Genomic DNA, 20,069 nt, shown 5'->3' with positions numbered 1-20,069 from the left:
GGCAATTCCTGAAATCTAGTTAGGTATCTGGGTCTTGCTGGCAGCAAATTCAAGTATTGCGACTGTTCTGGAGATACCAGGTATTGAGCGCCAGTTGATGCACCTCGCGCCAGGGAAGGTTATTTGCCTTCGCTAATTCGGCACAATCTTCGTATTCTGGCTGCACATTCGCGATCGCTTTCTGGTTAGGATGCCCCGTCCAGGCAACCTTGACGCGAACGAAGCCATATTCTGTCAGAACCTGTTGAATTTCTCGCTGCAAAATCGAGCGTTGCTGTGTCTGACGCCGGATGCCGAGTGTCGTCGTTTCTCGGAATAAGATCGCTTCGCAAGCGGATATTTGTTCGGGATGGCAAATAACCGTCAGCAAAATGCCAGGACGAGACTTTTTCATCCCTATCGGTTGAGTGAAGACATCCACCGCACCGGCGTTAAACAGTGCCTCAAACACATAGCCGATGGCTTGGGGACTCAAGTCATCAATTTGGGTTTCCAGCACCGAAATTATTTCTAAACAGGGGCTTTCTGAAGGCTGAAGGAATCCCGACTCTTGTTGAGAAGCAAATCGCGTCTCCACACCCTCACCAATCCAGAGGCGCAGAATATTGGGAATCGGTAACTGACGGGAACCGGCACCATTTCCAACCCGCTGGATCGTCATGGGGGGTGGAGATCCAAAGCCGGTGGCAAGCGTACACGCGATCGCTGCTCCAGTCGGTGTCACCAGTTCCCGATCGATCCCATTACTATAAACTGGCACCTGGCGAGATTCCCACAACTTTAATACAGCCGGTACCGGCACCGCTAGCTGACCGTGAGCTGCTCTAACCATCCCGCCACCAGTGGGGAGTGCCGAACAGTATAGTTCGCCAATCCCCAACCAATCCAAGCCCAGACAAGTGCCGACAATATCTACAATGGCATCAGTCGCCCCGACTTCATGAAAATGAACTTCTTCTGGGGGAATGCCGTGAACCGCTCCTTCTGCGTCTGCCAGCCGTTGAAACACTGCCAAACTGGACGCTTGTACTCGTAACGGAAACTCTGCGGCTGCAATCAACTGGACAATTTCTGGCAAATGCCGCGTCGGGGAATGAGAATGAACCCGATCGCCATCGCCATCGTGATGCTGATGCTGATGCCCACCATTTTGCCGGTGATGTTCGTGGTGGTGATTTGAATCGGTGCGATCGCGATCGCTCAAATCTACGTGAAATTTAGTAGCTTGCTGACCGTTCCGGTGAACGTGTTCGGCTCGTAACTGGTATTCTTGGGAAATTCCCAGCCTCTTGAGCTTTTCTATCAAATAATCTAGGGGAACTCCCGCATCTACAAGTGCCCCCAGGCACATATCACCGGCAATTCCTGTTGGACATTCTAGATACGCTAGCTTGTTCATAAGGAGTAATCAGGAGTCAGGAAAAATTCTGGATTCTGAATTCTGTAGTCTCAGTTCTGGATTCTGCATTATGGCGACAATCTACAATATCCATCCTGATACACCGCAAACTCGTGGAATAGAACAAATAGTAGGTGCCCTAAGAGCAGGCGCTGTGATGCTATATCCCACTGATACTGTCTACGCGATTGGCTGTGACCTAAATGTCAAGTCAGCGGTGGAGCGTGTGAGGCTCCTTAAGCAGCTATCTAATGATAAGCCCCTGACGTTCCTGTGTCCGTCTCTGTCCAACATTGCCCAATATGCCATCGTCAGTGATGTCGCTTATCGGATTATGAGGAATTTAATTCCTGGGACTTACACGTTTCTGCTACCCGCCACCAAATTAGTGCCGAAACTGGTGATGAGTCCTAAGCGCAAAACGACGGGTATTCGGGTTCCGGAGCATACAGTGTGCCAGTCGCTGTTGCAGGCATTAGGCAATCCGATTATTTCCACCTCAGCTCACCTCGTGGATGAGAATGGCAACGCCCCAACCCTAGGGTTGGAGAAGGCAAAATTGTTTGACCAGCTAGACAAGCTAGTCGATCTGATTGTGGACATTGGCTCGGAACCAGGAGATGGGGTTTCCACAATTTTAGATTTGACAGATGAGGAACCTGTCATCGTCCGGCGCGGTCTGGGATGGGAGGCTGCAACGGCTTGGGCGACATCGGTCAGTTGATTTTAGATGAAAGATTAAAGATTAAAGATTGAGTTAAAGCTTTTACATCCAAAATCCCCAATCGCTAATCTAAAATCCCTTTGCGAACTAAAGACAATTAACTACAGCCTCGGCACTAGGGAATTCGGACGATAACCCTACCAGCAATCCACTTCCTGGATTGTCCACTCAACACCAGCTCCTACCGCTTTGCGACAACACTTGTGCGTCGATAGTTTGAGGGGCGCAAGCCCAGATACAGCAAGGGTTAGTGCTTCTTTTAGGTCAGATGGAATGGGGAGAGAGCGTAGAGATGACCCATAGTGAGCTGAGAGTAGTAACACACCCGCTGTCCGGTGTCTAACAATCAGCCCCTACAGTCTATATATAGAGAGTTGAGACGGTCAATCGCAGGCGCTGCCTGAAGGGAGACAAAACTTTTGAACCGTTCTCAGTGGCTCTTGTTGACTTTGAATACTGTCGCTACCAGGGGCTTTCACCATGACAACTATTAATTCTCTCAGCCAATCTTCTGAAAATCTATGCCACTCGACCGAGCAACTGTTGGGAATCGACGTGGAAACGATGACCGACCTGTTGTTAGAGGAATTGCGGACTGAAATCAAAACGACGTCATTGCACGTTCAGGCGATCGCTAACCGGATCGCTCTAGAGGTACAGCGGATTTGCAGCAAGAGTCCGCGCATCCAGACTTCTGGCGAGGTTCGCTCTTGGCAGTTAAATCTGGGACGGCATCGGTTGCAAAAGTGTCTGTCATACTACCGGCTGGGTTCTAAGCGGGGTCGGGTTGAACTGCATAGCAACCTCAGCGCGATGGTTTATCGCTATGTGGTGTCGCCCAACTCTCAGTTAGGTTTTCAAGCCCGCTACAACCTGATTGAGGACTTCTTGCAAGAGTTCTACGCCGAGTCAATCAAAGCTTTCCGGCGGGAAAACGAGCTGACAATAGACTACACTCCCCGCACTCAACTGGAACTGGCGGAGTATATGGCATTCAGCGAACAGTATGCCAAGCGTCGCATCAATTTACCGAATGGCACCAGCCAGCAGCTAATTGTGTTGAGGGCACAGGGGTTTGCTCGCCGCCAGCCTGCTGAGACGAGCATGGATATTGAGAAGGCGATTGAGTTTCCCAGAGGTGAAGATGCGGACACGCAAAGTCGGTCAGCGGCGATGCACCAGCTGCGATCGCAATTGGTTGCCGATACGATTGACCCGGCGGAAGCGGTATTGCGGGATCGCGTCGTTGCTGAACTGATGGAATACCTGCAAGCCCAAGGTCAAGAAGACTGTGTCAATTACCTGGTTTTAAAACTGCAAGACCTCTCCGCACCAGAGATTGACGAAATCCTGGGTTTAACCGCACGTCAGCGCGACTACTTACAACAGCGCTTTAAGTACCATGTGGAAAAATTCTCTCGTCAAAACAACTGGAAGCTCGTACATCAATGGTTGGGAGCCGATCTCGACCAAAAACTGGGACTCTCTTCTCAGCAGTGGGAAGCGTTTTGGAATCAACTTTCTCTGGAACAGCAGCAGCTGTTGCAGTTAAAACAAGCTCAAGTTAGCGAGCGGGAAATTGCTCAAACACTCGGATGCACGCCCAAACAGTTGCAAAAGCGCTGGACTCAAGTGCTGGAAATGGCTTGGAAAATCCGCAACCAAGGAGATTTATGACTAATGAGTTTCGAGTGTTGAGTTAAGAAAATTCTCTTAATTCAACACTCATCACTCATCACTTTTCTCTACCCCCACTGAAATTTCCCCGGAATGGAATAGGAACGGGAATCGAGCAAATGCTCCGCCTGACCCACTGCAACAACTTGTCCTGCTGCCAAGATTACTAAACGATCGGCGAGTTCCAGGGCATCGGCTCGTGAATGAGTCACCAGGACAACCGGCAAGTTGAATTGACGTTGAATGGCTTTCAACTCGGTTCGGAGGGTTGCTCTCAAATCATCATCGAGGGCGCTGAAAGGTTCATCAAGAAGCAGAATTTTAGGGTAGGGAGCTAAAGCCCGCGCGATCGCTACCCGTTGGGCTTGTCCGCCAGAAATTCGCTGCACGGGTTGATGTACCAGATCCTCAAGTTCTAACAAATTTACCAATTCATTAATGCGCTGCTGCCGCCGGTGCCGTTGCCAGCGGTTGAGAGCAAAGCCAATATTTTCCGCTACGTTCAAATGCCCAAATAAGGCGCAGTTTTGGAAGACATAACCGACATTTCGCCGGTGCGCTGGCAAGTTCAAACGCTCTTTAGTATCCAGGAAGATTGTTCCCGTCACTTCAATCCGGCCCCAGTCCGGACGCAACAACCCTGCGATCGCTTGTAATGTCGAACTCTTGCCACAGCCAGATGGCCCAAATAGAACGGTTAAGCCGCTAGAAACTTCAAACTGAATATTTAAATGAAACTGCCCGCCAATGGTCGCCGACTTAGGCAGAAAATTTTTGCCAAAGGCGACTTTCAGCATGGAATACACATCGAATGTCCCAACGCAATTCCTCTTTAGTTTTGTTAGGGTATATGTTAACAATTGTCAACGAACGCGCACAGCTACTCGGCGGTTATGGCGATCAATCTTGCTCAATCTTCTGCTTCACCCCAGCCACCAGCCCAGAATACAACAGCACTCAGGCAAGTCTTTGAGACGATTCAGGCTGATAGTTGTCCGCACTCCTATAACTTTCATATGCACACCGTCTACTCGGATGGTCGTTTGTCACCGAGTGCGTTGATGGAACAGGCGATCGCGATAGGTCTTAAAGGGCTGGCGATCACCGATCACCATACGATTGGCGGTTTCAAAGAGGCTCAATACTGGCTGCAAAACACCTACACGAATCCTGATTCCGCCCACTTACCCCACTTGTGGATCGGCACCGAAATCACCTCTAGCCTGCTGAACACAGAAGTCCACATCCTTTGCTATGCTTTCGATCCAGAACACTCTGCGATGAAGCAATATCTGAAAGGCTCTGCACCCAAGGGAAGCGATGCTGACGCTGCCAATGTGATTGCCGCCGTCCATCAGTCGGGTGGTTTTGCCGTCTTGGCTCATCCAGCCCGCTACCGCCTTCCTGCTGCAAAACTTATCCCTGCTGCCGCTGAGGCAGGCATTGACGGCGTTGAAACCTACTACGCCTACAACAACCCTAGCCCTTGGCAATCCAGTCCGAGGGAAACGAAAGAGGTGGAACAGCTCGCTGCCACCTATAGTTTGTTTAGCACCTGCGGCACCGATACCCACGGCTTAAATTTGCTTCAACGCCTGTAGACCACCTCACCTCCAATCCCTCTAGGCAAGCTCCAGAGCAGGGTGGTTTCATTTATTCAAAGAAAATTCTGTCACGTTGATTTTGGTTGGCGATAAGGGCTTTTTGATTGCCATGCCCCTACAAAATGTCGTAATTTTCGATACTTTCTTTGATTAGACCTCTTGCAAATTAGGCGCTAGCGCTATTGCTAAGTTCCCTGAAAATCAGAAAAATCAGGACGTGTGAATTGTGAAGTGTCCTGATGATGAACGATAAGATAGCGCCCATCCAAGGATTGCGCTCCACTTCAAACGTCGCTTTGGAGTGGAGCACAATCCTTTCAAAGCAATGGTGAACTTGCTCAAGCCCAACTAGAGAGCAACCCCGCAGTCTGGAGCCAAACCAAAGTTGGAAATTGAAGACCGGATTGTGCTCACCCTGGAGTACTGGCGAGAGGATCGAACCTACTTCCACATCGGCAACAGTTGCGGTATTAGCAAGTCAACCGTCTGCCGGATTGTTCACGCCATCGAAGACGCACTCATGCAATCGGGACGGTTTCGTTTACCGGGGAAGAAACACTTGGCACGTGGGTTTGGCAAACTTGAGGTCGTCGCGCTCAATGTGACGAAACTCCGATGGAGCGACCTCAACAACGGCAAGGACAGTTCTAGTCAGATAAGAAGAAACGGCATCCCCTCAAGTGTCAACTGATGATTGAGCTGCACGAGCGGACGCATCATTTGCATGTTCTTTGCTTTGGGAAGACAGGATGATTTCAAATTGTTTGCGGCAACTGGGGTTCACTTTCATCCCAGTGTTGAGAGCTTGCCGAACAAAGGCTATCCGGGCATCCAGAAGTTGCATGCCAACAGGTAAATTACATATTGCCAATGCATTCGGAACTTTGGTTGGACACTCAAGGCAAATGGGTGATGAGTATGCTGCTCAAATTACATCAGAGTATGAGTTGACAGAAAGCTTCGTAGATGACTGGTGGGAGTGAAAAACGTTGCCAGATCGCAAATTATTAGTTGCTAAAGATAAACTAACTCTGTATCTTCTTAAGAGAAACCCATTTGACTGCTTCTTCTATGGATTGAACTACTTTATAGTAATTCCTAGCACCAATTGAGCACAACACGCTTTTAATCTTTGCTCAACAGTTTATAATCGGTGAAAATGTAGGGAAATAAGGTGGCAAATAAATCAATTTTGCACCTTTTTCGTAATGAATTTTTCAGGACTTGCGTAAGTCCTGTCTTATTGAAGTCTGGTGAATAAGCAGGTAAGTACAGCAACTCACAGCCAGCTTCCTGAATCAGTTCAGGAGTTACGCAGTTGGAATGAGAACGAAACGGGGGTCAGCTAAATATGCACGAATGGCATCACGGACAATCGTCAATTTTGCCTCATACCAACTGATACCTGTAGCAAATCAATGCAACTCCAATCGCAAGAAAGCACGAATGGCTAAACCGACATGATTGCGTTGAGCAAGAGAAGAACGCACTTGCGCTCGTTCGGCTCCACAGCACTGTTTGAGTCCCGATGATACTCCTCAATCGCCCAACCAAACTCAGCCCATTGCAAGCGTTGAAGTTCGCTCAAGCCTTGGTGATTGGTCGCCCAGTAATCAATGTCACCGTCTGGGGTGACAATCTTGAAGACTTTGACGAAACCATATCCTTTGAGATGTACTCGGGTTCCGCTTGAGGCAATCTCAACGTTAGAGAGTGGGCGATTGCCTGTGTTATCAGCATTAACATGTCGATTTCGCTTGAGCCGAGTTAACCAAAGCCAACCGTATCCCCGAATCAACTGAAGCTGTTGTCGAGACTGCTGTACCAGCTATCAAATACCACACATTTTGGAGCAAAGCCTCGTTCCCTGGCTGTTGCTAGCATCGCTCGAAAATGGTCATTTTTGGTCGCACCATCAACACTCTTTTCGTAAAACCGATAGTCTAACGGGATGTGACGATCCCCCTCACTCCACAACAGCGTAATCAAGTTGATGCCCTGCACCACTCGCCCATGCTTGCCTGACCAGTGCCGTGTCACAAGTTCTATCTTCTGGGCATAAAACTTATCCAAGGTTGAATCATCGATCACTAGAATCCCCGTCTCTAAGCCCAGGGGCAGGTGGGCTTCTTGCCATAGGGCATCGGTTGATGGTTCTATTCGGTGCAATAACCGAGTAATTGCGTCATGGGCAGCAGCATCGGTTGATTCCGGTTGTACCCGTTCGGCTTCCAGGCAACTGTACGCTTTCTGCGTCGCGATCAGGAAGTTGATGTAGTCATACTCGTTGAACTTGGGTCGGTTCATCCTTTTGTTCTACCTCACCCACCTTTTTTTCTCAACTGCGTAACTCCTGTAATCCCTCTTTCGTTACTAGGGGGAGAGGATAATCAGGAAGAAAACCAGAAACAGTAAGTAACAGCAATGGTTACGCCACGTAGAGAAGCAGTAAATACAGTTGGCTTCATCGATAACTATTGTCAACACTATTATTCAATATTTGAGGATGTCAGGCATTTTGAAGCATTCAAGTATTTACACTTAGGGATGCTATCAGAAATCCCCCAAAAATCCTTGCCAAAAATAGCGAAAACAGTAGGGATAAAATCTAGTAAATCATTACATCATTTTTTGAGAGATGCACAGTGGGATACAAAAAAATTAAGACAAATGAGGCTGTGGTTAACAAAGATATTGATTGGGGAAAGAGAAATAATTTTATGTGTGGACGAAACCGGGGATAAGAAAAAGGGAAAAGCCACAGAATATGTAACTCGTCAATATATTGGGAATTTAGGTAAAACCGAAAATGGAATAGTGTCAGTAAACGCCTATGGGGTAGTAGAGGGAATTACTTATCCATTGCTCTTTCAAATATTTAAACCAAAAAACCGCCTGAAACCAGGAGATAAATATAAAAGCAAACCCCAAATAGCAATAGACATGATTCAAGAGTTAAGTGCTTATGTAAAATAAATTACACACAATAAAAAGTAGAATAAGCTAAAACAAAAGTCAAGAAAACAAGAGACTTATGAGATTTGTTAGAGATTTAAGCCGAGAAACTCAAAGGATTCTCAAAATAATTTATAAAGAAAGTAGACATCATCAAGTGAGACAGAGGGCGCACTGTATACTTTTAAGCTTTCAAGGCTTGACGATGAACGAATTAATAGCAATATTTAAAGTCAGCCGTAAAACCCTGTATAACTGGTTAACAGCCTGGGAAGATGAAAAGTTAGTAGGATTATATGAGCGAGCAGGAAGAGGTAGAAAGCCTAAACTGAAAGAAGAACAGAAAGAGCAAATAAGAGAGTGGGTCAAAGCCGAACCTAAAAACTTAAAGAAAATTTTAGGGCAGGTAGAACGATAATGGAATATTAGGATCAGCAAAGATACTCTAAAAAGAGTATTGAAAGAGTTTCAAATGACGTGGAAAAGACTGAAGCGGGGAGGAAGTGGAAGCCCGTGGGATTGGGAGTATGAAATCAAGTTGGAAAAACTGGAGTCCCTAAAAGAACAAGAGAAGCGCCAAGAAATAGATTTGAGATACTTAGATGAATCTGGATTTTGCCTAACGGGACTTAAACAAATTTCAAGGCTCTAAAGGGGCTGAAAAGCTTTCTGAGCAAGGAAAAGAGGTCGATGACCTAAAAACGCCTGAAACCCTTGTGAATACTAGATTTATGCATATTCGAGCTGAAAATATTTCTCTGTGTAGGTTTGAAGCCATTTTTGCCTTAGTTTTTGTCTAAGTCCCACTAACGCCTTATCTCCCGTATGGATGGCAGGAAAAAGGAGAAACAATTTTGGTAAAAAGTGGGAAAAGTCGAAGAATTAATGTCTTGGGAATACTCAACCGAAAAAATGAATTATACTGGGAAGTTTATTTAGGAAAAATGACGAGCGAGCGCTTGATTAGGTATTTAGATAAATTCAGCGAGCGGTTGGAAAAGAAAACTGTAGTCGTTATGGACCAATCCCCGGTTCACACAAGTGATGCGGTGATGAAGAAACTGGAAGAATGGGCCTCAAAGAACTTAGAGATATTTTGGCTCCCCCCTTATTCACCCGAACTCAACTTAATTGAAATCTTATGGAAGTTTATGAAATATGAATGGATAGAGATAGAGGCTTATCGGGACTGGAAAAGTTTAGTAAAGTATGTCAAAAATGTGCTAGAAAAAGTCGGAACCGAATATGTAATTAATTTTGCTTAATCACTTAACATTCCTGGGATGGAACGTTGCTTTTTGAAATTAATTCACCCCATGAATGATTTTTGCGCTTCTCCTGTCAGTTTCTCTATTGCTAGTTGAATCTCTTCCTGATTATCCTCTCCCCCTAGTAACAAAAGAGAGATAACAACTGCGCTGCAATATCACAATATTGACTGTTTGCGAGACAGATTGAAGCACCTTTCCCAAGCGAGCGGAATCTTTAACGCTGGTGTCTTTTAAGCCGTCTTATTACCATTATCAGTCTCACAAGCTCTCAAACTGCTGTCGAATAAAAAATTATTTGGCGTGGAATCAAATTAATGTCGTTAAACTTTTAAATCGATATACTTCTCTTCTCTCCTATGTCGTAGCGATAAAGGTTCTCTTGGGACAACAGCACTTTGGACTTATCGCTTAAGGCAACAAGATTTGCACAGAGCCTTTGTCACTGAGAAGTTTTTGCAACACAACCATAAAGTCTAAACTATTAAGAACCCTTAGACCAATAGGATGCGCCATGCCGACCTATCGCTCCAAAACCTCCACCCAGGGACGCAATATGGCCGGTGCCCGCGCGCTCTGGCGCGCCACCGGAATGCACACTGAGGATTTTGAGAAGCCAATCATTGCAGTTGCCAACTCTTTTACTCAATTCGTACCCGGTCACGTTCACTTGAAGGATCTGGGACAACTGGTATGCCGTGAGATTGAAGCTGCTGGTGGTGTCGCCAAGGAATTCAACACCATCGCCGTGGACGATGGCATCGCCATGGGTCATGACGGGATGCTCTACAGCCTGCCCTCGCGCGAGATCATTGCCGATTCAGTCGAGTACATGGTCAACGCCCATTGTGCCGATGCCCTGGTCTGCATTTCCAACTGTGACAAAATCACCCCCGGTATGTTGATGGCAGCCCTGCGTCTCAACATTCCTGCCGTATTTGTCTCTGGTGGCCCCATGGAAGCCGGCAAGACCAAGCTCTCGGAGCACAAACTAGACCTAGTGGACGCCATGGTGGTCGCTGCAAACGACAGTGTCAGGGACGAGGTGGTCGAGGAATATGAGCGTTCCGCCTGCCCGACCTGTGGCTCTTGCTCCGGCATGTTCACCGCCAACTCCATGAACTGTCTCACCGAAGCCATCGGGCTTTCCTTACCGGGTAACGGCACTGTGCTTGCAACCCATTTTGACCGGAAGGATTTGTTCCTCAACGCCGCGCGCACTATTGTCAGCATTACCCGCCGCTACTACGAGCAGGACGATGAATCAGTACTACCACGCTCTATCGCTAGTTTCAAAGCGTTCGAGAATGCCATGATGCTGGATATCGCGATGGGCGGCTCCACCAACACCATTCTGCACTTGCTGGCTGCTGCCCATGAAGCTGATGTCGATTTTACCTTGGCTGACATCGATCGCCTCTCGCGTAAGGTTCCCCAACTGTGCAAAGTGGCACCCAACACGCCCCAGTATCATATTGAGGATGTTCACCGCGCTGGCGGTATCCCTGGCATTCTTGGCGAACTAGATCGTGCCGGACTTCTCCACACAGACTTGCCGACAGTCCATAGTAAGACGCTCAAAGAAGCGCTCGATTGCTGGGATGTCATGCGTACCGATGACGAAACGGTTCATACCTTCTTCAAAGCTGGCCCTGCGGGAATTCCCACTCAGCAAGCGTTCAGTCAATCGACCCGCTGGCCCTCACTCGACCTAGACCGAGAAAACGGCTGTATCCGCAGCCTCAACAATGCCTACAGCACTCAGGGTGGACTGGCTGTGCTATATGGCAACCTGGCCGAGCGCGGCTGTATCGTGAAGACGGCAGGCGTAGACGAAAGCATTCTTGTGTTTGAAGGCAAGGCGCGCATTTATGAAAGCCAGGATGCTGCTGTCAAAGGAATTCTAGGTGATGAAGTGGAACCAGGCGACGTGTTGATCATTCGCTATGAAGGACCGCGCGGTGGGCCTGGGATGCAGGAAATGCTCTATCCGACCAGTTACCTTAAATCCAAGGGGCTGGGCAAGGTTTGTGCATTACTGACCGATGGTCGATTCTCAGGCGGGACTTCGGGCCTCTCAATTGGTCATGCCTCTCCAGAGGCAGCAGCAGGCGGCAACATTGCTCTGGTCAAGGACGGCGATCCGATCCAAATCGACATCCCCAATCGCCGCATTAATGTGGAGCTATCGGCGGAGGAATTAGCCAACCGTCGTGTGGCAATGGAAGCGAAGGGCAAAGATGCCTGGAAGCCTGCACAGCAGAGGCAGCGTCGGGTAAGTGCAGCGCTCAAGGCTTATGCACTGCTGGCGACTAGCGCGGATCAAGGCGCGGTACGAAACCTGGAAATGCTGGAGTAAAGAAATACGCAGACACAAAAACGGGGTTGTGTCTCTTGCAATAGGTCACTGGTAAGGGAGGTAAAGTTTATCTTACCTCCCCCCTACACCATACAAGCGTTTAAAGTCTTCTGAATTCAGGCTCTTTACTTGCTCGTAGGTCATACATGCTACTCAACTCTAACCTGCTAGTCCCACGTATCTGGGACTTTTCCAAGAGGTCTAATGAGTCGAGGAGCGTGGAACGATACCTCTCATTGCCAATTCCAGATTACAATGAGAGGCTAACCAGAGGAGAGAGGATACAGTCACTCAGGCACAAGATGACCAATCAATAACTTCAAGAATAATGCTGGGATGAACCACTCTAACCCATGCGTAAAACCAACTTTGTAAAGTCCTATTGCAACAGCAATCAGATATAACCCTACAGCTAAGGGTCGCTTGAGGTTAAACGGGTACAGCTAACACAACCGCCGTCGCCAAGAGTAGACAAGCACTCACTGACGTGAAGGAGTTCCAGTCAAATCCTACACCCACGCGAAAAAGCCATGCCGCGAGTGCAATGTGGAGCAGGTGCGGCAGTATAAATGTAATGTGCTCAACTGAATTCACTTCGGGTCGGTGGTACCAACGCTTTGTTGTATCGGTTGCATTACAAACAGCACCGCCAATAATATCGAAGCCGATGATGGCTCCAACAGCAATTGGTAAGAACCCAAACCCCAGCAGCCAAAGCCGAAAGGCTGCCAAAGCTGCACCTACCAAGGCACTGGTAAGAATCAAGATATTTTCGGCGGGAGTAGCACCCGGTCCAATGAGCCGATCCCAAAGTCCAAGCAAACCACTACGAGTAGTAGGGAATTCGGAGCTATTAACCATGTTAATACAAAGTTAACTATCAATTGATGTCAAGTTTAGCTAATGATAAGGCTTAATGATAAGGCTTAACTTCCGGTTCGGCAGTGGATCGAAAGTCGAGACAGCGATCGCCTTCGCCTTCGGTACTGTTCGGGCGATCGCAACTGGTTGCTTTATGAAGTAGTAAACGGCGATGTCTCCTCTTTCCCAGGACTTACGCAACTGGCACATAGTCACAGAAAATGCGACTACTAATATAACATTTGTACCAAATCATAGAGAGTAGAAGAAGAATTAATAGAATGTTTTTCAAGGCGGGAAAGCACCTTGATGAGGAAATAAGTTTGAGTGCCAGTTGAGAGGCAGAATGAAGTTTACAAAACTCAAATATTGTCAGTATTTACTGAGCAGTCAAATTAATTATACAATTACCAATTTACCTGAGCATTTAGAAGCAATAACCCATGATAAAATTAATCGCTATCTTCTGTATGAAAAGTTAACACCCCGGTTACTTTGGAATAACGTTAAAGATGTAATTGAAATAGACGAAGATGCTTATTTAATTTTTGATGACACGGTTATTGATAAAAGATATTCAGAGGAAATTGAATTAACTCGTTGGCAATATAGGGGGAATGAACATGGCGTAATCCGAGGCATAGGATTAATAAGTTGTCTATATTTTAACCATTGAATTGGGAAATTCTGGGTAATTGATTATAGCAAGCGAAGCAAGGGTTAGGACACAATAGAAAGGAGTGAACAGGAGAAATAAATGCCAGCTCCCTACAGTTATGACTTGAGAATAAAAGTAATAGAGGCAATAGATGGAGGGATGGGAAAAAGCCAAGCTAGTAATCCCTCTTTTGTTACTAGGGGGAGAGGATAATCAGGAAGAAAACCAGAAACAGTAAGTAACAGCAATGGTTACGCCACGTAGAGAAGCAGTAAATACAGTTGGCTTCATCGATAACTATTGTCAACACTATTATTCAATATTTGAGGATGTCAGGCATTTTGAAGCATTCAAGTATTTACACTTAGGGATGCTATCAGAAATCCCCCAAAAATCCTTGCCAAAAATAGCGAAAACAGTAGGGATAAAATCTAGTAAATCATTACATCATTTTTTGAGAGATGCACAGTGGGATACAAAAAAATTAAGACAAATGAGGCTGTGGTTAACAAAGATATTGATTGGGGAAAGAGAAATAATTTTATGTGTGGACGAAACCGGGGATAAGAAAAAGGGAAAAGCCACAGAATATGTAACTCGTCAATATATTGGGAATTTAGGTAAAACCGAAAATGGAATAGTGTCAGTAAACGCCTATGGGGTAGTAGAGGGAATTACTTATCCATTGCTCTTTCAAATATTTAAACCAAAAAACCGCCTGAAACCAGGAGATAAATATAAAAGCAAACCCCAAATAGCAATAGACATGATTCAAGAGTTAAAAGAATGGGGATTTAAAATCAAGTTAGTTTTAGCAGATAGCCTTTACGGAGAAAGTGGAGATGTAATTAGCTGCATAGAGAAGTTACAAATGATGTTTATCGTCGCAATTCGCTCTAATCATGGAGTGTTGATACCGCCCGGAAGCCGAAAACGTGATAACCGATGGAAAGCTTATCAGCAAAAGCTTTCGCACCGCCCAACCGAAACTCGTTACCTGAGAGAAATTATTTTTGGCAAACGTCACCGCCGGAGATATTACCAAATTAGTAAGACGAATAATCCCGACCCAACCGGAGAGGAAAGTTGGTACATTATGACCAATTTATCAGTTGATTTGTCACCGAATGTAGCTGAGCTATATAGTTTACTAAACTGGATTGAATATGGTTTTAAGCAAGTTAAAAATGAACTGGGCTGGGCGGATTTTCGTCTAACTGACTATAAAAGTATTGAACGGTGGTGGGAAATCATTTTTTGCGCCTATCTTTTAGTCAGCATTCAAGCTGCTTCATTTCAATTTTCACCCCAATCAAGCCCAACATCTACATCATTAGTGCCAGACTCAAGCGACTCCAATATTTCTCAACATAGTCAACATCCTGATTGGGAGTCCGGTACGACCTGGAAGAGTGCATTGAATAACCTGAGATTAATTATTCAACCTTATATTTTCTACTGTTTGATTCAATCTTGGCTACAAGTATTTAACATTCCTGGGATGAAACATTGCTTTTTGAAATTAATTCACTTCATGAATGATTTTCGCGCTTCTCCTGTCAGTTTCTCTATTGCTAGTTGAATCTCTTCCTGATTATCCTCTCCCCCTAGTAACAAAAGAGGGATTATGCCCTTAAGTCTGGAAAAAGAACAGAAAGAGTGAGTTGGATTAGTGCAATAAGAGAGAAACAGTTGTTTGCTCCTCTGACTTTTGAAGGGTTATTTAATCGTCACTTATTTGAAGCTTGGCTAACCAACTGTTTAATTCCTCAATTGATTCCAGGAGACATCATTATAATTGATAATGCCACTTTTCATAAAGGTGAGACCCTGAAAAAACTAGTGGAAGCAGCAGAATGCGAAATCTGGGATTTGCCCGCTTATTCACCTGACTTAAATAAAATTGAAAATTGGTGGGCTGTGTTTAAGACATGGATGAAACAGAGCTTGTCAGAATTTGATACGGTCAGAAAATGTGTTGATTCTGCATTCAGGAATTGTCCTAATCTATTTGCGTAGTGCTATATCCAAAGGTTGCTCCTTGAAGACCTTCTAACTATTGATCGATTGTGGACATATTAGAGTAGTGGTCAATTTGGGTTTGGCATTCAGTACCAAATCTGGAAAGACATTGTCCAGAAAGTAGGAGAGGCATTTGGTGTGGGAGCATTCATCAATACTGTAGGGTGGCAGATGGAAAAAAATGAGATAGAACAGGGCTTTTCCATCAAGCGGCAGAATAATATTCCCTATACTCTAAGCGCACCGGCAGGGCATCTACGAACCCTATTTACTTTAGGAGGGGGAACTCGGAAGAGCCATCACTGGGAAGATTCACAATCTGACATGGGTCTTGGACGCGATAGTTATATCTGGTATGAATGGACGATTGGTTCATTTTTTGGTCCAGATATGGTGAAGTGCTTTCTCAAGCGAATTCAAGTGTGTGAGAAAACTCTAAATTAGGATTTCGGGGGGATAGTAAGCAGTGAAGCATGATTATTCCGATCCCAAGTTTCAGTCCCCTTGCAGGGATTATGACCGAGGAAACCCAAAACGAGGGGCACGTAGACATTGCAATAAGGAATCTGTTTCAGTCCCCTTGCGGGGATTAGGACTGCAGGGTGGTTTCATACAAACACAGAAAAAACTCAATCGAGTTGATTGGATAAAGCACGTTGTGCTTGAGGGATAGTTCGGAAACCAAGAAATCTGGCGATAGTAATGAAAAAGGTGTGCAAAATCACCCAATTTACTGGAGCATTCCCACCACGACGGGACGGGCAATCTTCGACAAATGTAACATCTTTGACCCATTGCAACCGATTTTCTATTCCCCAATGTCCTCGGCTATCGGCAAGCAACTGTTTGGCTTCCAGACACTGGCTAGAAATATAAAACTGACACTGATCTGCCATGCTGGCGCTCGCGGACACCAGAACGTTCAACAACAACAAAGGCTTTAAGTCCAGACCAGGTTGTTTAGATTTTTTCAGAAACCGGGAAAACCTTACACTCGCGCTGCACGACTTGAGAATGAATCTCTTCTACACTCGTAGCGCACGATAAGGGGATATCCTGCTGTAATTGAGGCGTGAGCCATTTTGTAAAGTGTCGGCTGATTTGCTTTTAATCCAATTAAGTAATCATTCCCACCAGAAATGATTTGCTGGGCGGTTTTTTTTGGCAGTGTAGAGCGTCGAGAGTGAAAACCACCTGTTGACCAATAAATTCCGACACCAATTGCTCAACGACAGCTATCTATGTCTCTAGCTGGTTGGACATTGGTTGTGTCCGCAGTACAATTCCACGTTGATGGCTGTAAACTGACATAACACTGATAAAGTTTTGGTATAACTCAGCATAATCTGTAAGCGTGCAACGGATGCTTTTTCCATCAATTGCTAGTCTTTCCCCAGAATTTGGCGGTACAAAAATTACGGTCCAGGTGTTAAATAGGTTCGTTAATGGATGAAAATCGAGTGTTTTGAGAACACGTCGGAATGTTGAGTAGGAAGGAAACTTGATTGTGTCTTCAAGGCTGAACAGTTGTATCAACCTTTGTCTGTGTACAACGGTAAAATCTTCAAGTGGTCGGTAGCCCCAATACCCACTCATAGCTCCCAGTAACATCAGTAGCAGTACCAACCACAATTCATGTCTGCGTCCGCGAATGTGTCGATAGTCTGGGATTTTTTGCAACTCCTCGATCAGATTCATCTTGTTTTCAACCGTAGATGTTTAGATACTCTTAATAAGTATTCTGATTTTTCTACCGCTGTATGAAACCACCCTGCTCTAGGCAAGCTCCAGAGGGAGCTGGAGCCGCTTGCAAAGCGCACTCCGGCAGATTTTATCTGACTTTTTTTAATCCAAGGCTAGCAATGGCATGACGGTAGACAGATCGGGAGAAACCCGTTGACTCAGATGGAGTTGATTCACTACCCTATGGAAGGAGTCACCCTGCTGCAAGCGATCGCGCATCTCTTCTACTTCACCCCAGGTTAAATCGCTCTCAACATAGGCTTTAGCCACTGCGATTACTAAGTCTGAGTATTCATTGCCCTCTGCTTTGGTCATCATATTGTGCTGAATATTCAGAGTTTGGTCAAAACGGTGATACCAGCACTTGGGTTGTTGGGGGAGTAAGGTTTTAAATAGAGCTTTATGTTCTTCGTCGCCGACTGCGCGATCGCTTTCACTCGACACAATCAACATGGGTGCGGCGTAACTCGTTTCCGCCCGCTCGAAGATATCTTTTCCCATGTCTAAAAACAGACGCAAGGATGGCATCAGAAAGCCGTCATAGCCAAAATGTGCGACTACCGGGTCAGTCTTCCACTCAAAGTAGATATTAAATACCCGCACCAACAAATCGACTACTTTATTGCTGCCACTCAAATAAGGGGCAAACAACAAAGCCCGATAAATTTGTACGGCGCGTTCTAGGGATAGCCAAGCTGCTAAAGTGCTGCCACCAGAAAGCCCTCCCACCACCACTTTTCTTCCCAAAGCTTGAGCTTGTTGTAGCCAGTAAATCCCAAACTGTTGATAAACTTCTTGTTCTTCGGGAAGCGGAGGAGGGTTATTGGCATCCCAATTGCCTGCAATCCCATGCCCGGGTAGCAAAGGAATCAAGACGTTGTAGCCTGCCTTATAAAAAGCTTCTCCTATCGGCACAAACTGTTCTGGAGTAGCAGTAAACCCATGAAAGAACAGACACACCTTGTCCGTAGGATTAGAGTAGAGAAAAAACCGAGAGCCGCAAGTTTCATCCATCAGCGGTAGCGCATCTTCACGGGCTTTTGTCTCTCGCACCAATGCTGCGGTAAAGGTGGAATAGTTAAACATTGTTATCTAAATCGTTTTTGCATGGGAAGCCCGAATTCAATGCGGCGCAGCACATCTATATCTATTTAGATTAACAGCCACCAGAACGCAGTGAATCCTTCATAAGGATATTCAAAAATGAAGTCATGTCTCAAGTGCGCGTTTTCTGAGTTAACCGAGTCAGTCCAATCAGCCACCTGAACAGGGGTAGGGTGCGGGGTAAGGGTTGAGGCGTGGGGAATGAAAAAGAACCAAAGCTGCTTTCCGATAAGATGTGGACTAGCTTCTGCTGTAAAAGATTGAGTGCCAAGTCGATTTCCTGGGCGCAGTGGCGATATCTGGATAAAGATTTGCCAACGGGATCGCGAATATCTAAGGAATTTTGTTCCCCGACAAATTCTTTGAGCGTGAAAGTCTTGTCGAGCGCCTCCGGATAGATCGCGATCGCAATATATTTATGAAACTTTGTCATCGTCAGCACTAAATCTGCCCATTTGACGAGTTCTGGCTTTAACCCTTGCGGTTCGCAGTCATATTGAATTCCGTACTCTGCCAATACCGTTAGAGCATGGGGCAAAACAGGTATCCCCTTAAATTTATAAAGTCCAGCTGAACGCACCTCAGTTTGGGCTAAGATTTCCTGCCTTTGCCTCAGTTCCCGAATCTTTTTCTGAAATAGCGCTTGTGCCATCGGGCTGCGACAGGTGTTGCCAGTACAAACAAATAGAACTCGCATACCAGAAGTGAGTGAAGCAATGATTTATTTTGGCGTTGCACAGAGAATGAATGATTTAGCGAAACGCAGGCACTTGTCGATGCTTTAAGTAATAGATCAATAATCGAATCGATGCTTTGAGCATCTCAATCGACTTGGAATAGCAAAACGTCTTGCGATGTAAGCGTGCCAAATAATGCCGTAAACGACTGTTTTCTCCTTCTACACGAGTCATGGCGGTCTTGCTCATCAAATGGTCGCCATCTTCAATTAAACACGGGTAGACGGGGTAGCCATCGGTAACGTACAAAAAGCAGCACCACCCACGAATCATCAACCACAACCGTTGAAAGGACGCCAGAGAAGGATCGCCGACCACCCACTTGAGAATTCCTGGGGCTTTGGAGTTTACGGCAATCCAAACCCAGACTTTGACTTTTTTGAGCCAACGAACGTTTGTAGTTCATCGACTTGAGCGGTTTCAGGAATCTCATAATCCTCATTCGGCAACGCCTGATTTGCCTGTTTTACCCAGTTGATAACGGTATTATGGTTGACACCTGTAACACGTTCAATTGCTCGGAACCCCATGCCATTGAGGTAAAGTTTCAAGCAGTGTTCTTTGACTTCCAAAGAATACCCTTGGTGCTGATGAGTTTCCCTAAATTGACGAGCGCAATCGCGACACAGATAACTTTGAGTTCCCTTGCGACGTCCGTTTTTGACGATTTGATTCGATTGACAGTATGAACATTGCATCATTCTCCTATTATGCAACGCCTTTATTTTGCTACGCTACGACCGATGGTGAACCCTTTCACCTTTTAAAATCCATTCGGCTGATTTTTACAAACGAATGGGTGGCACCCGCAGCTACAACTTTTGATTTAACAAATAGCTACGTATTGAATCACTTTCCGCTTCTATCTAAAGGAATATAATGTCACTTTTAGCCAAACAAAAGCCGCTCATTGCGGAGCGGCTTTTGTTTAGGTAAAATTAGCAAAAATTAAGCTATT

At 45.8% G+C, this 20,069-nt stretch carries 17 protein-coding genes and 6 pseudogenes; 13 read left to right on the top strand and 10 right to left on the bottom strand.

Features of this window, described 5'->3' with window-relative positions; translation table 11 throughout:
• Window positions 1-49 precede the first annotated feature (49 nt).
• Window positions 50-1,399, bottom strand: coding sequence for a nickel pincer cofactor biosynthesis protein LarC (larC, locus tag NDI33_RS10865; RefSeq protein WP_190672380.1), 1,350 nt, complete (start codon window positions 1,397-1,399; stop codon window positions 50-52).
• 70 nt (window positions 1,400-1,469) lie between these two features.
• Here larC and NDI33_RS10860 point away from each other — a divergent pair, with 70 nt between their 5' ends.
• Both NDI33_RS10860 and NDI33_RS10855 read left to right on the top strand, forming a co-directional pair.
• Complete coding sequence (locus NDI33_RS10860) at window positions 1,470-2,123, top strand: L-threonylcarbamoyladenylate synthase (RefSeq protein WP_190414847.1); 654 nt, start codon at window positions 1,470-1,472, stop codon at window positions 2,121-2,123.
• A 480-nt stretch (window positions 2,124-2,603) separates the two neighbouring features.
• A complete protein-coding gene (locus NDI33_RS10855; protein WP_190525060.1) occupies window positions 2,604-3,800 on the top strand; it encodes a HetZ-related protein in 1,197 nt (398 codons plus the stop codon).
• Between the two features lie 68 nt (window positions 3,801-3,868).
• On the opposite strand, the gene NDI33_RS10850 is transcribed toward NDI33_RS10855, so the two are convergent.
• On the bottom strand, window positions 3,869-4,597 hold the full coding sequence (locus NDI33_RS10850) for an ATP-binding cassette domain-containing protein (RefSeq protein WP_190672376.1): 729 nt from the start codon (window positions 4,595-4,597) through the stop codon (window positions 3,869-3,871).
• 96 nt (window positions 4,598-4,693) lie between these two features.
• Here NDI33_RS10850 and NDI33_RS10845 point away from each other — a divergent pair, with 96 nt between their 5' ends.
• Both NDI33_RS10845 and NDI33_RS10840 read left to right on the top strand, forming a co-directional pair.
• Entirely contained in the window at window positions 4,694-5,401 is a 708-nt protein-coding gene (locus NDI33_RS10845) for a PHP domain-containing protein (protein WP_190672373.1), read from the top strand.
• A 274-nt stretch (window positions 5,402-5,675) separates the two neighbouring features.
• Window positions 5,676-6,248 (top strand): annotated as a pseudogene (locus tag NDI33_RS10840) (transposase family protein); the annotation flags it as partial.
• 466 nt (window positions 6,249-6,714) lie between these two features.
• Here the strand turns inward: NDI33_RS10840 and NDI33_RS10835 are convergent.
• Window positions 6,715-7,711 (bottom strand): annotated as a pseudogene (locus NDI33_RS10835) (transposase).
• Window positions 7,712-7,828: 117 nt separating this feature from the next.
• On the opposite strand from NDI33_RS10835, the gene NDI33_RS10830 reads away from it, so the two are divergent.
• The 5 genes and pseudogenes from NDI33_RS10830 (at window position 7,829) to ilvD (ending at window position 11,986) form a co-directional block, all read left to right on the top strand.
• Window positions 7,829-8,380 (top strand): transposase, encoded by a 552-nt coding sequence (locus NDI33_RS10830; protein WP_190672367.1) that lies wholly within the window; start codon window positions 7,829-7,831, stop codon window positions 8,378-8,380.
• 58 nt (window positions 8,381-8,438) lie between these two features.
• Window positions 8,439-8,777, top strand: a complete 339-nt coding sequence (locus tag NDI33_RS10825; protein ID WP_277878745.1) for a helix-turn-helix domain-containing protein — start codon at window positions 8,439-8,441, stop codon at window positions 8,775-8,777.
• A gap of 54 nt (window positions 8,778-8,831) precedes the next feature.
• A complete protein-coding gene (locus tag NDI33_RS10820; RefSeq protein ID WP_190672361.1) occupies window positions 8,832-9,011 on the top strand; it encodes a hypothetical protein in 180 nt (59 codons plus the stop codon).
• A 169-nt stretch (window positions 9,012-9,180) separates the two neighbouring features.
• Window positions 9,181-9,624: pseudogene (locus tag NDI33_RS10815) on the top strand (IS630 family transposase); the annotation flags it as partial.
• A 517-nt stretch (window positions 9,625-10,141) separates the two neighbouring features.
• Window positions 10,142-11,986, top strand: a complete 1,845-nt coding sequence (gene ilvD / locus NDI33_RS10810; RefSeq protein ID WP_190672356.1) for a dihydroxy-acid dehydratase — start codon at window positions 10,142-10,144, stop codon at window positions 11,984-11,986.
• A gap of 429 nt (window positions 11,987-12,415) precedes the next feature.
• Here ilvD and NDI33_RS10805 read toward each other — a convergent pair whose 3' ends face one another.
• Both NDI33_RS10805 and NDI33_RS10800 read right to left on the bottom strand, forming a co-directional pair.
• A complete protein-coding gene (locus NDI33_RS10805; RefSeq protein WP_190672354.1) occupies window positions 12,416-12,847 on the bottom strand; it encodes a hypothetical protein in 432 nt (143 codons plus the stop codon).
• A 39-nt stretch (window positions 12,848-12,886) separates the two neighbouring features.
• Window positions 12,887-13,063, bottom strand: coding sequence for a hypothetical protein (locus NDI33_RS10800; RefSeq protein WP_348245640.1), 177 nt, complete (start codon window positions 13,061-13,063; stop codon window positions 12,887-12,889).
• Between the two features lie 130 nt (window positions 13,064-13,193).
• On the opposite strand from NDI33_RS10800, the gene NDI33_RS10795 reads away from it, so the two are divergent.
• The 4 genes and pseudogenes from NDI33_RS10795 to NDI33_RS10780 all read left to right on the top strand — a co-directional run.
• A complete protein-coding gene (locus NDI33_RS10795) occupies window positions 13,194-13,523 on the top strand; it encodes a hypothetical protein (RefSeq protein ID WP_199292374.1) in 330 nt (109 codons plus the stop codon).
• A 229-nt stretch (window positions 13,524-13,752) separates the two neighbouring features.
• Entirely contained in the window at window positions 13,753-15,087 is a 1,335-nt protein-coding gene (locus tag NDI33_RS10790) for an IS701 family transposase (protein ID WP_242032989.1), read from the top strand.
• Window positions 15,088-15,122: 35 nt separating this feature from the next.
• Window positions 15,123-15,524: pseudogene (locus NDI33_RS10785) on the top strand (transposase); the annotation flags it as partial.
• A 75-nt stretch (window positions 15,525-15,599) separates the two neighbouring features.
• A pseudogene (locus NDI33_RS10780) lies at window positions 15,600-15,971 on the top strand (hypothetical protein); the annotation flags it as partial.
• A 320-nt stretch (window positions 15,972-16,291) separates the two neighbouring features.
• Here NDI33_RS10780 and NDI33_RS10775 read toward each other — a convergent pair.
• The 5 genes and pseudogenes from NDI33_RS10775 to NDI33_RS10755 form a co-directional block, all read right to left on the bottom strand.
• A pseudogene (locus tag NDI33_RS10775) lies at window positions 16,292-16,408 on the bottom strand (ISAs1 family transposase); the annotation flags it as partial.
• Window positions 16,409-16,766: 358 nt separating this feature from the next.
• Window positions 16,767-17,225, bottom strand: coding sequence for a transposase family protein (locus NDI33_RS10770; protein WP_190672343.1), 459 nt, complete (start codon window positions 17,223-17,225; stop codon window positions 16,767-16,769).
• Window positions 17,226-17,372: 147 nt separating this feature from the next.
• The gene (locus tag NDI33_RS10765) at window positions 17,373-18,356 is read right to left on the bottom strand and encodes an alpha/beta fold hydrolase (RefSeq protein ID WP_190672341.1); all 984 of its coding nucleotides are present in this window, start codon (window positions 18,354-18,356) and stop codon (window positions 17,373-17,375) included.
• A 130-nt stretch (window positions 18,357-18,486) separates the two neighbouring features.
• On the bottom strand, window positions 18,487-19,071 hold the full coding sequence (locus NDI33_RS10760) for a low molecular weight protein arginine phosphatase (protein WP_190672338.1): 585 nt from the start codon (window positions 19,069-19,071) through the stop codon (window positions 18,487-18,489).
• A 55-nt stretch (window positions 19,072-19,126) separates the two neighbouring features.
• Window positions 19,127-19,809 (bottom strand): IS1 family transposase gene (locus NDI33_RS10755; protein ID WP_190672428.1). Its coding sequence is split into 2 segments (ribosomal slippage): window positions 19,127-19,480 and window positions 19,483-19,809, totalling 681 coding nucleotides; the frame shifts between segments, so codons are not numbered across the junction.
• Between the last annotated feature and the right edge of the window lie 260 nt (window positions 19,810-20,069).

Origin of the sequence: Trichocoleus sp. DQ-A1, from assembly GCF_039961955.1 — a bacterium.
Taxonomy (GTDB): domain Bacteria; phylum Cyanobacteriota; class Cyanobacteriia; order Cyanobacteriales; family FACHB-T130; genus FACHB-T130.
Note: the sequence above shows the minus strand (reverse complement) of the source record. Positions and strands in the feature narration are given on the sequence as shown.

What these genes read in the sequence shown, in the direction of transcription:
- larC (WP_190672380.1), bottom strand. Translation starts at nt 1,399, where the DNA reads ATGAACAAGCTAGCGTATCTAGAATGTCCAACAGGAATTGCCGGTGAT.
- NDI33_RS10860 (WP_190414847.1), top strand. Translation starts at nt 1,470, where the DNA reads ATGGCGACAATCTACAATATCCATCCTGATACACCGCAAACTCGTGGA.
- NDI33_RS10855 (WP_190525060.1), top strand. Translation starts at nt 2,604, where the DNA reads ATGACAACTATTAATTCTCTCAGCCAATCTTCTGAAAATCTATGCCAC.
- NDI33_RS10850 (WP_190672376.1), bottom strand. Translation starts at nt 4,597, where the DNA reads ATGCTGAAAGTCGCCTTTGGCAAAAATTTTCTGCCTAAGTCGGCGACC.
- NDI33_RS10845 (WP_190672373.1), top strand. Translation starts at nt 4,694, where the DNA reads ATGGCGATCAATCTTGCTCAATCTTCTGCTTCACCCCAGCCACCAGCC.
- NDI33_RS10830 (WP_190672367.1), top strand. Translation starts at nt 7,829, where the DNA reads ATGGTTACGCCACGTAGAGAAGCAGTAAATACAGTTGGCTTCATCGAT.
- NDI33_RS10825 (WP_277878745.1), top strand. Translation starts at nt 8,439, where the DNA reads ATGAGATTTGTTAGAGATTTAAGCCGAGAAACTCAAAGGATTCTCAAA.
- NDI33_RS10820 (WP_190672361.1), top strand. Translation starts at nt 8,832, where the DNA reads ATGACGTGGAAAAGACTGAAGCGGGGAGGAAGTGGAAGCCCGTGGGAT.
- ilvD (WP_190672356.1), top strand. Translation starts at nt 10,142, where the DNA reads ATGCCGACCTATCGCTCCAAAACCTCCACCCAGGGACGCAATATGGCC.
- NDI33_RS10805 (WP_190672354.1), bottom strand. Translation starts at nt 12,847, where the DNA reads ATGGTTAATAGCTCCGAATTCCCTACTACTCGTAGTGGTTTGCTTGGA.
- NDI33_RS10795 (WP_199292374.1), top strand. Translation starts at nt 13,194, where the DNA reads ATGAAGTTTACAAAACTCAAATATTGTCAGTATTTACTGAGCAGTCAA.
- NDI33_RS10790 (WP_242032989.1), top strand. Translation starts at nt 13,753, where the DNA reads ATGGTTACGCCACGTAGAGAAGCAGTAAATACAGTTGGCTTCATCGAT.
- NDI33_RS10770 (WP_190672343.1), bottom strand. Translation starts at nt 17,225, where the DNA reads ATGAATCTGATCGAGGAGTTGCAAAAAATCCCAGACTATCGACACATT.
- NDI33_RS10765 (WP_190672341.1), bottom strand. Translation starts at nt 18,356, where the DNA reads ATGTTTAACTATTCCACCTTTACCGCAGCATTGGTGCGAGAGACAAAA.
- NDI33_RS10760 (WP_190672338.1), bottom strand. Translation starts at nt 19,071, where the DNA reads ATGCGAGTTCTATTTGTTTGTACTGGCAACACCTGTCGCAGCCCGATG.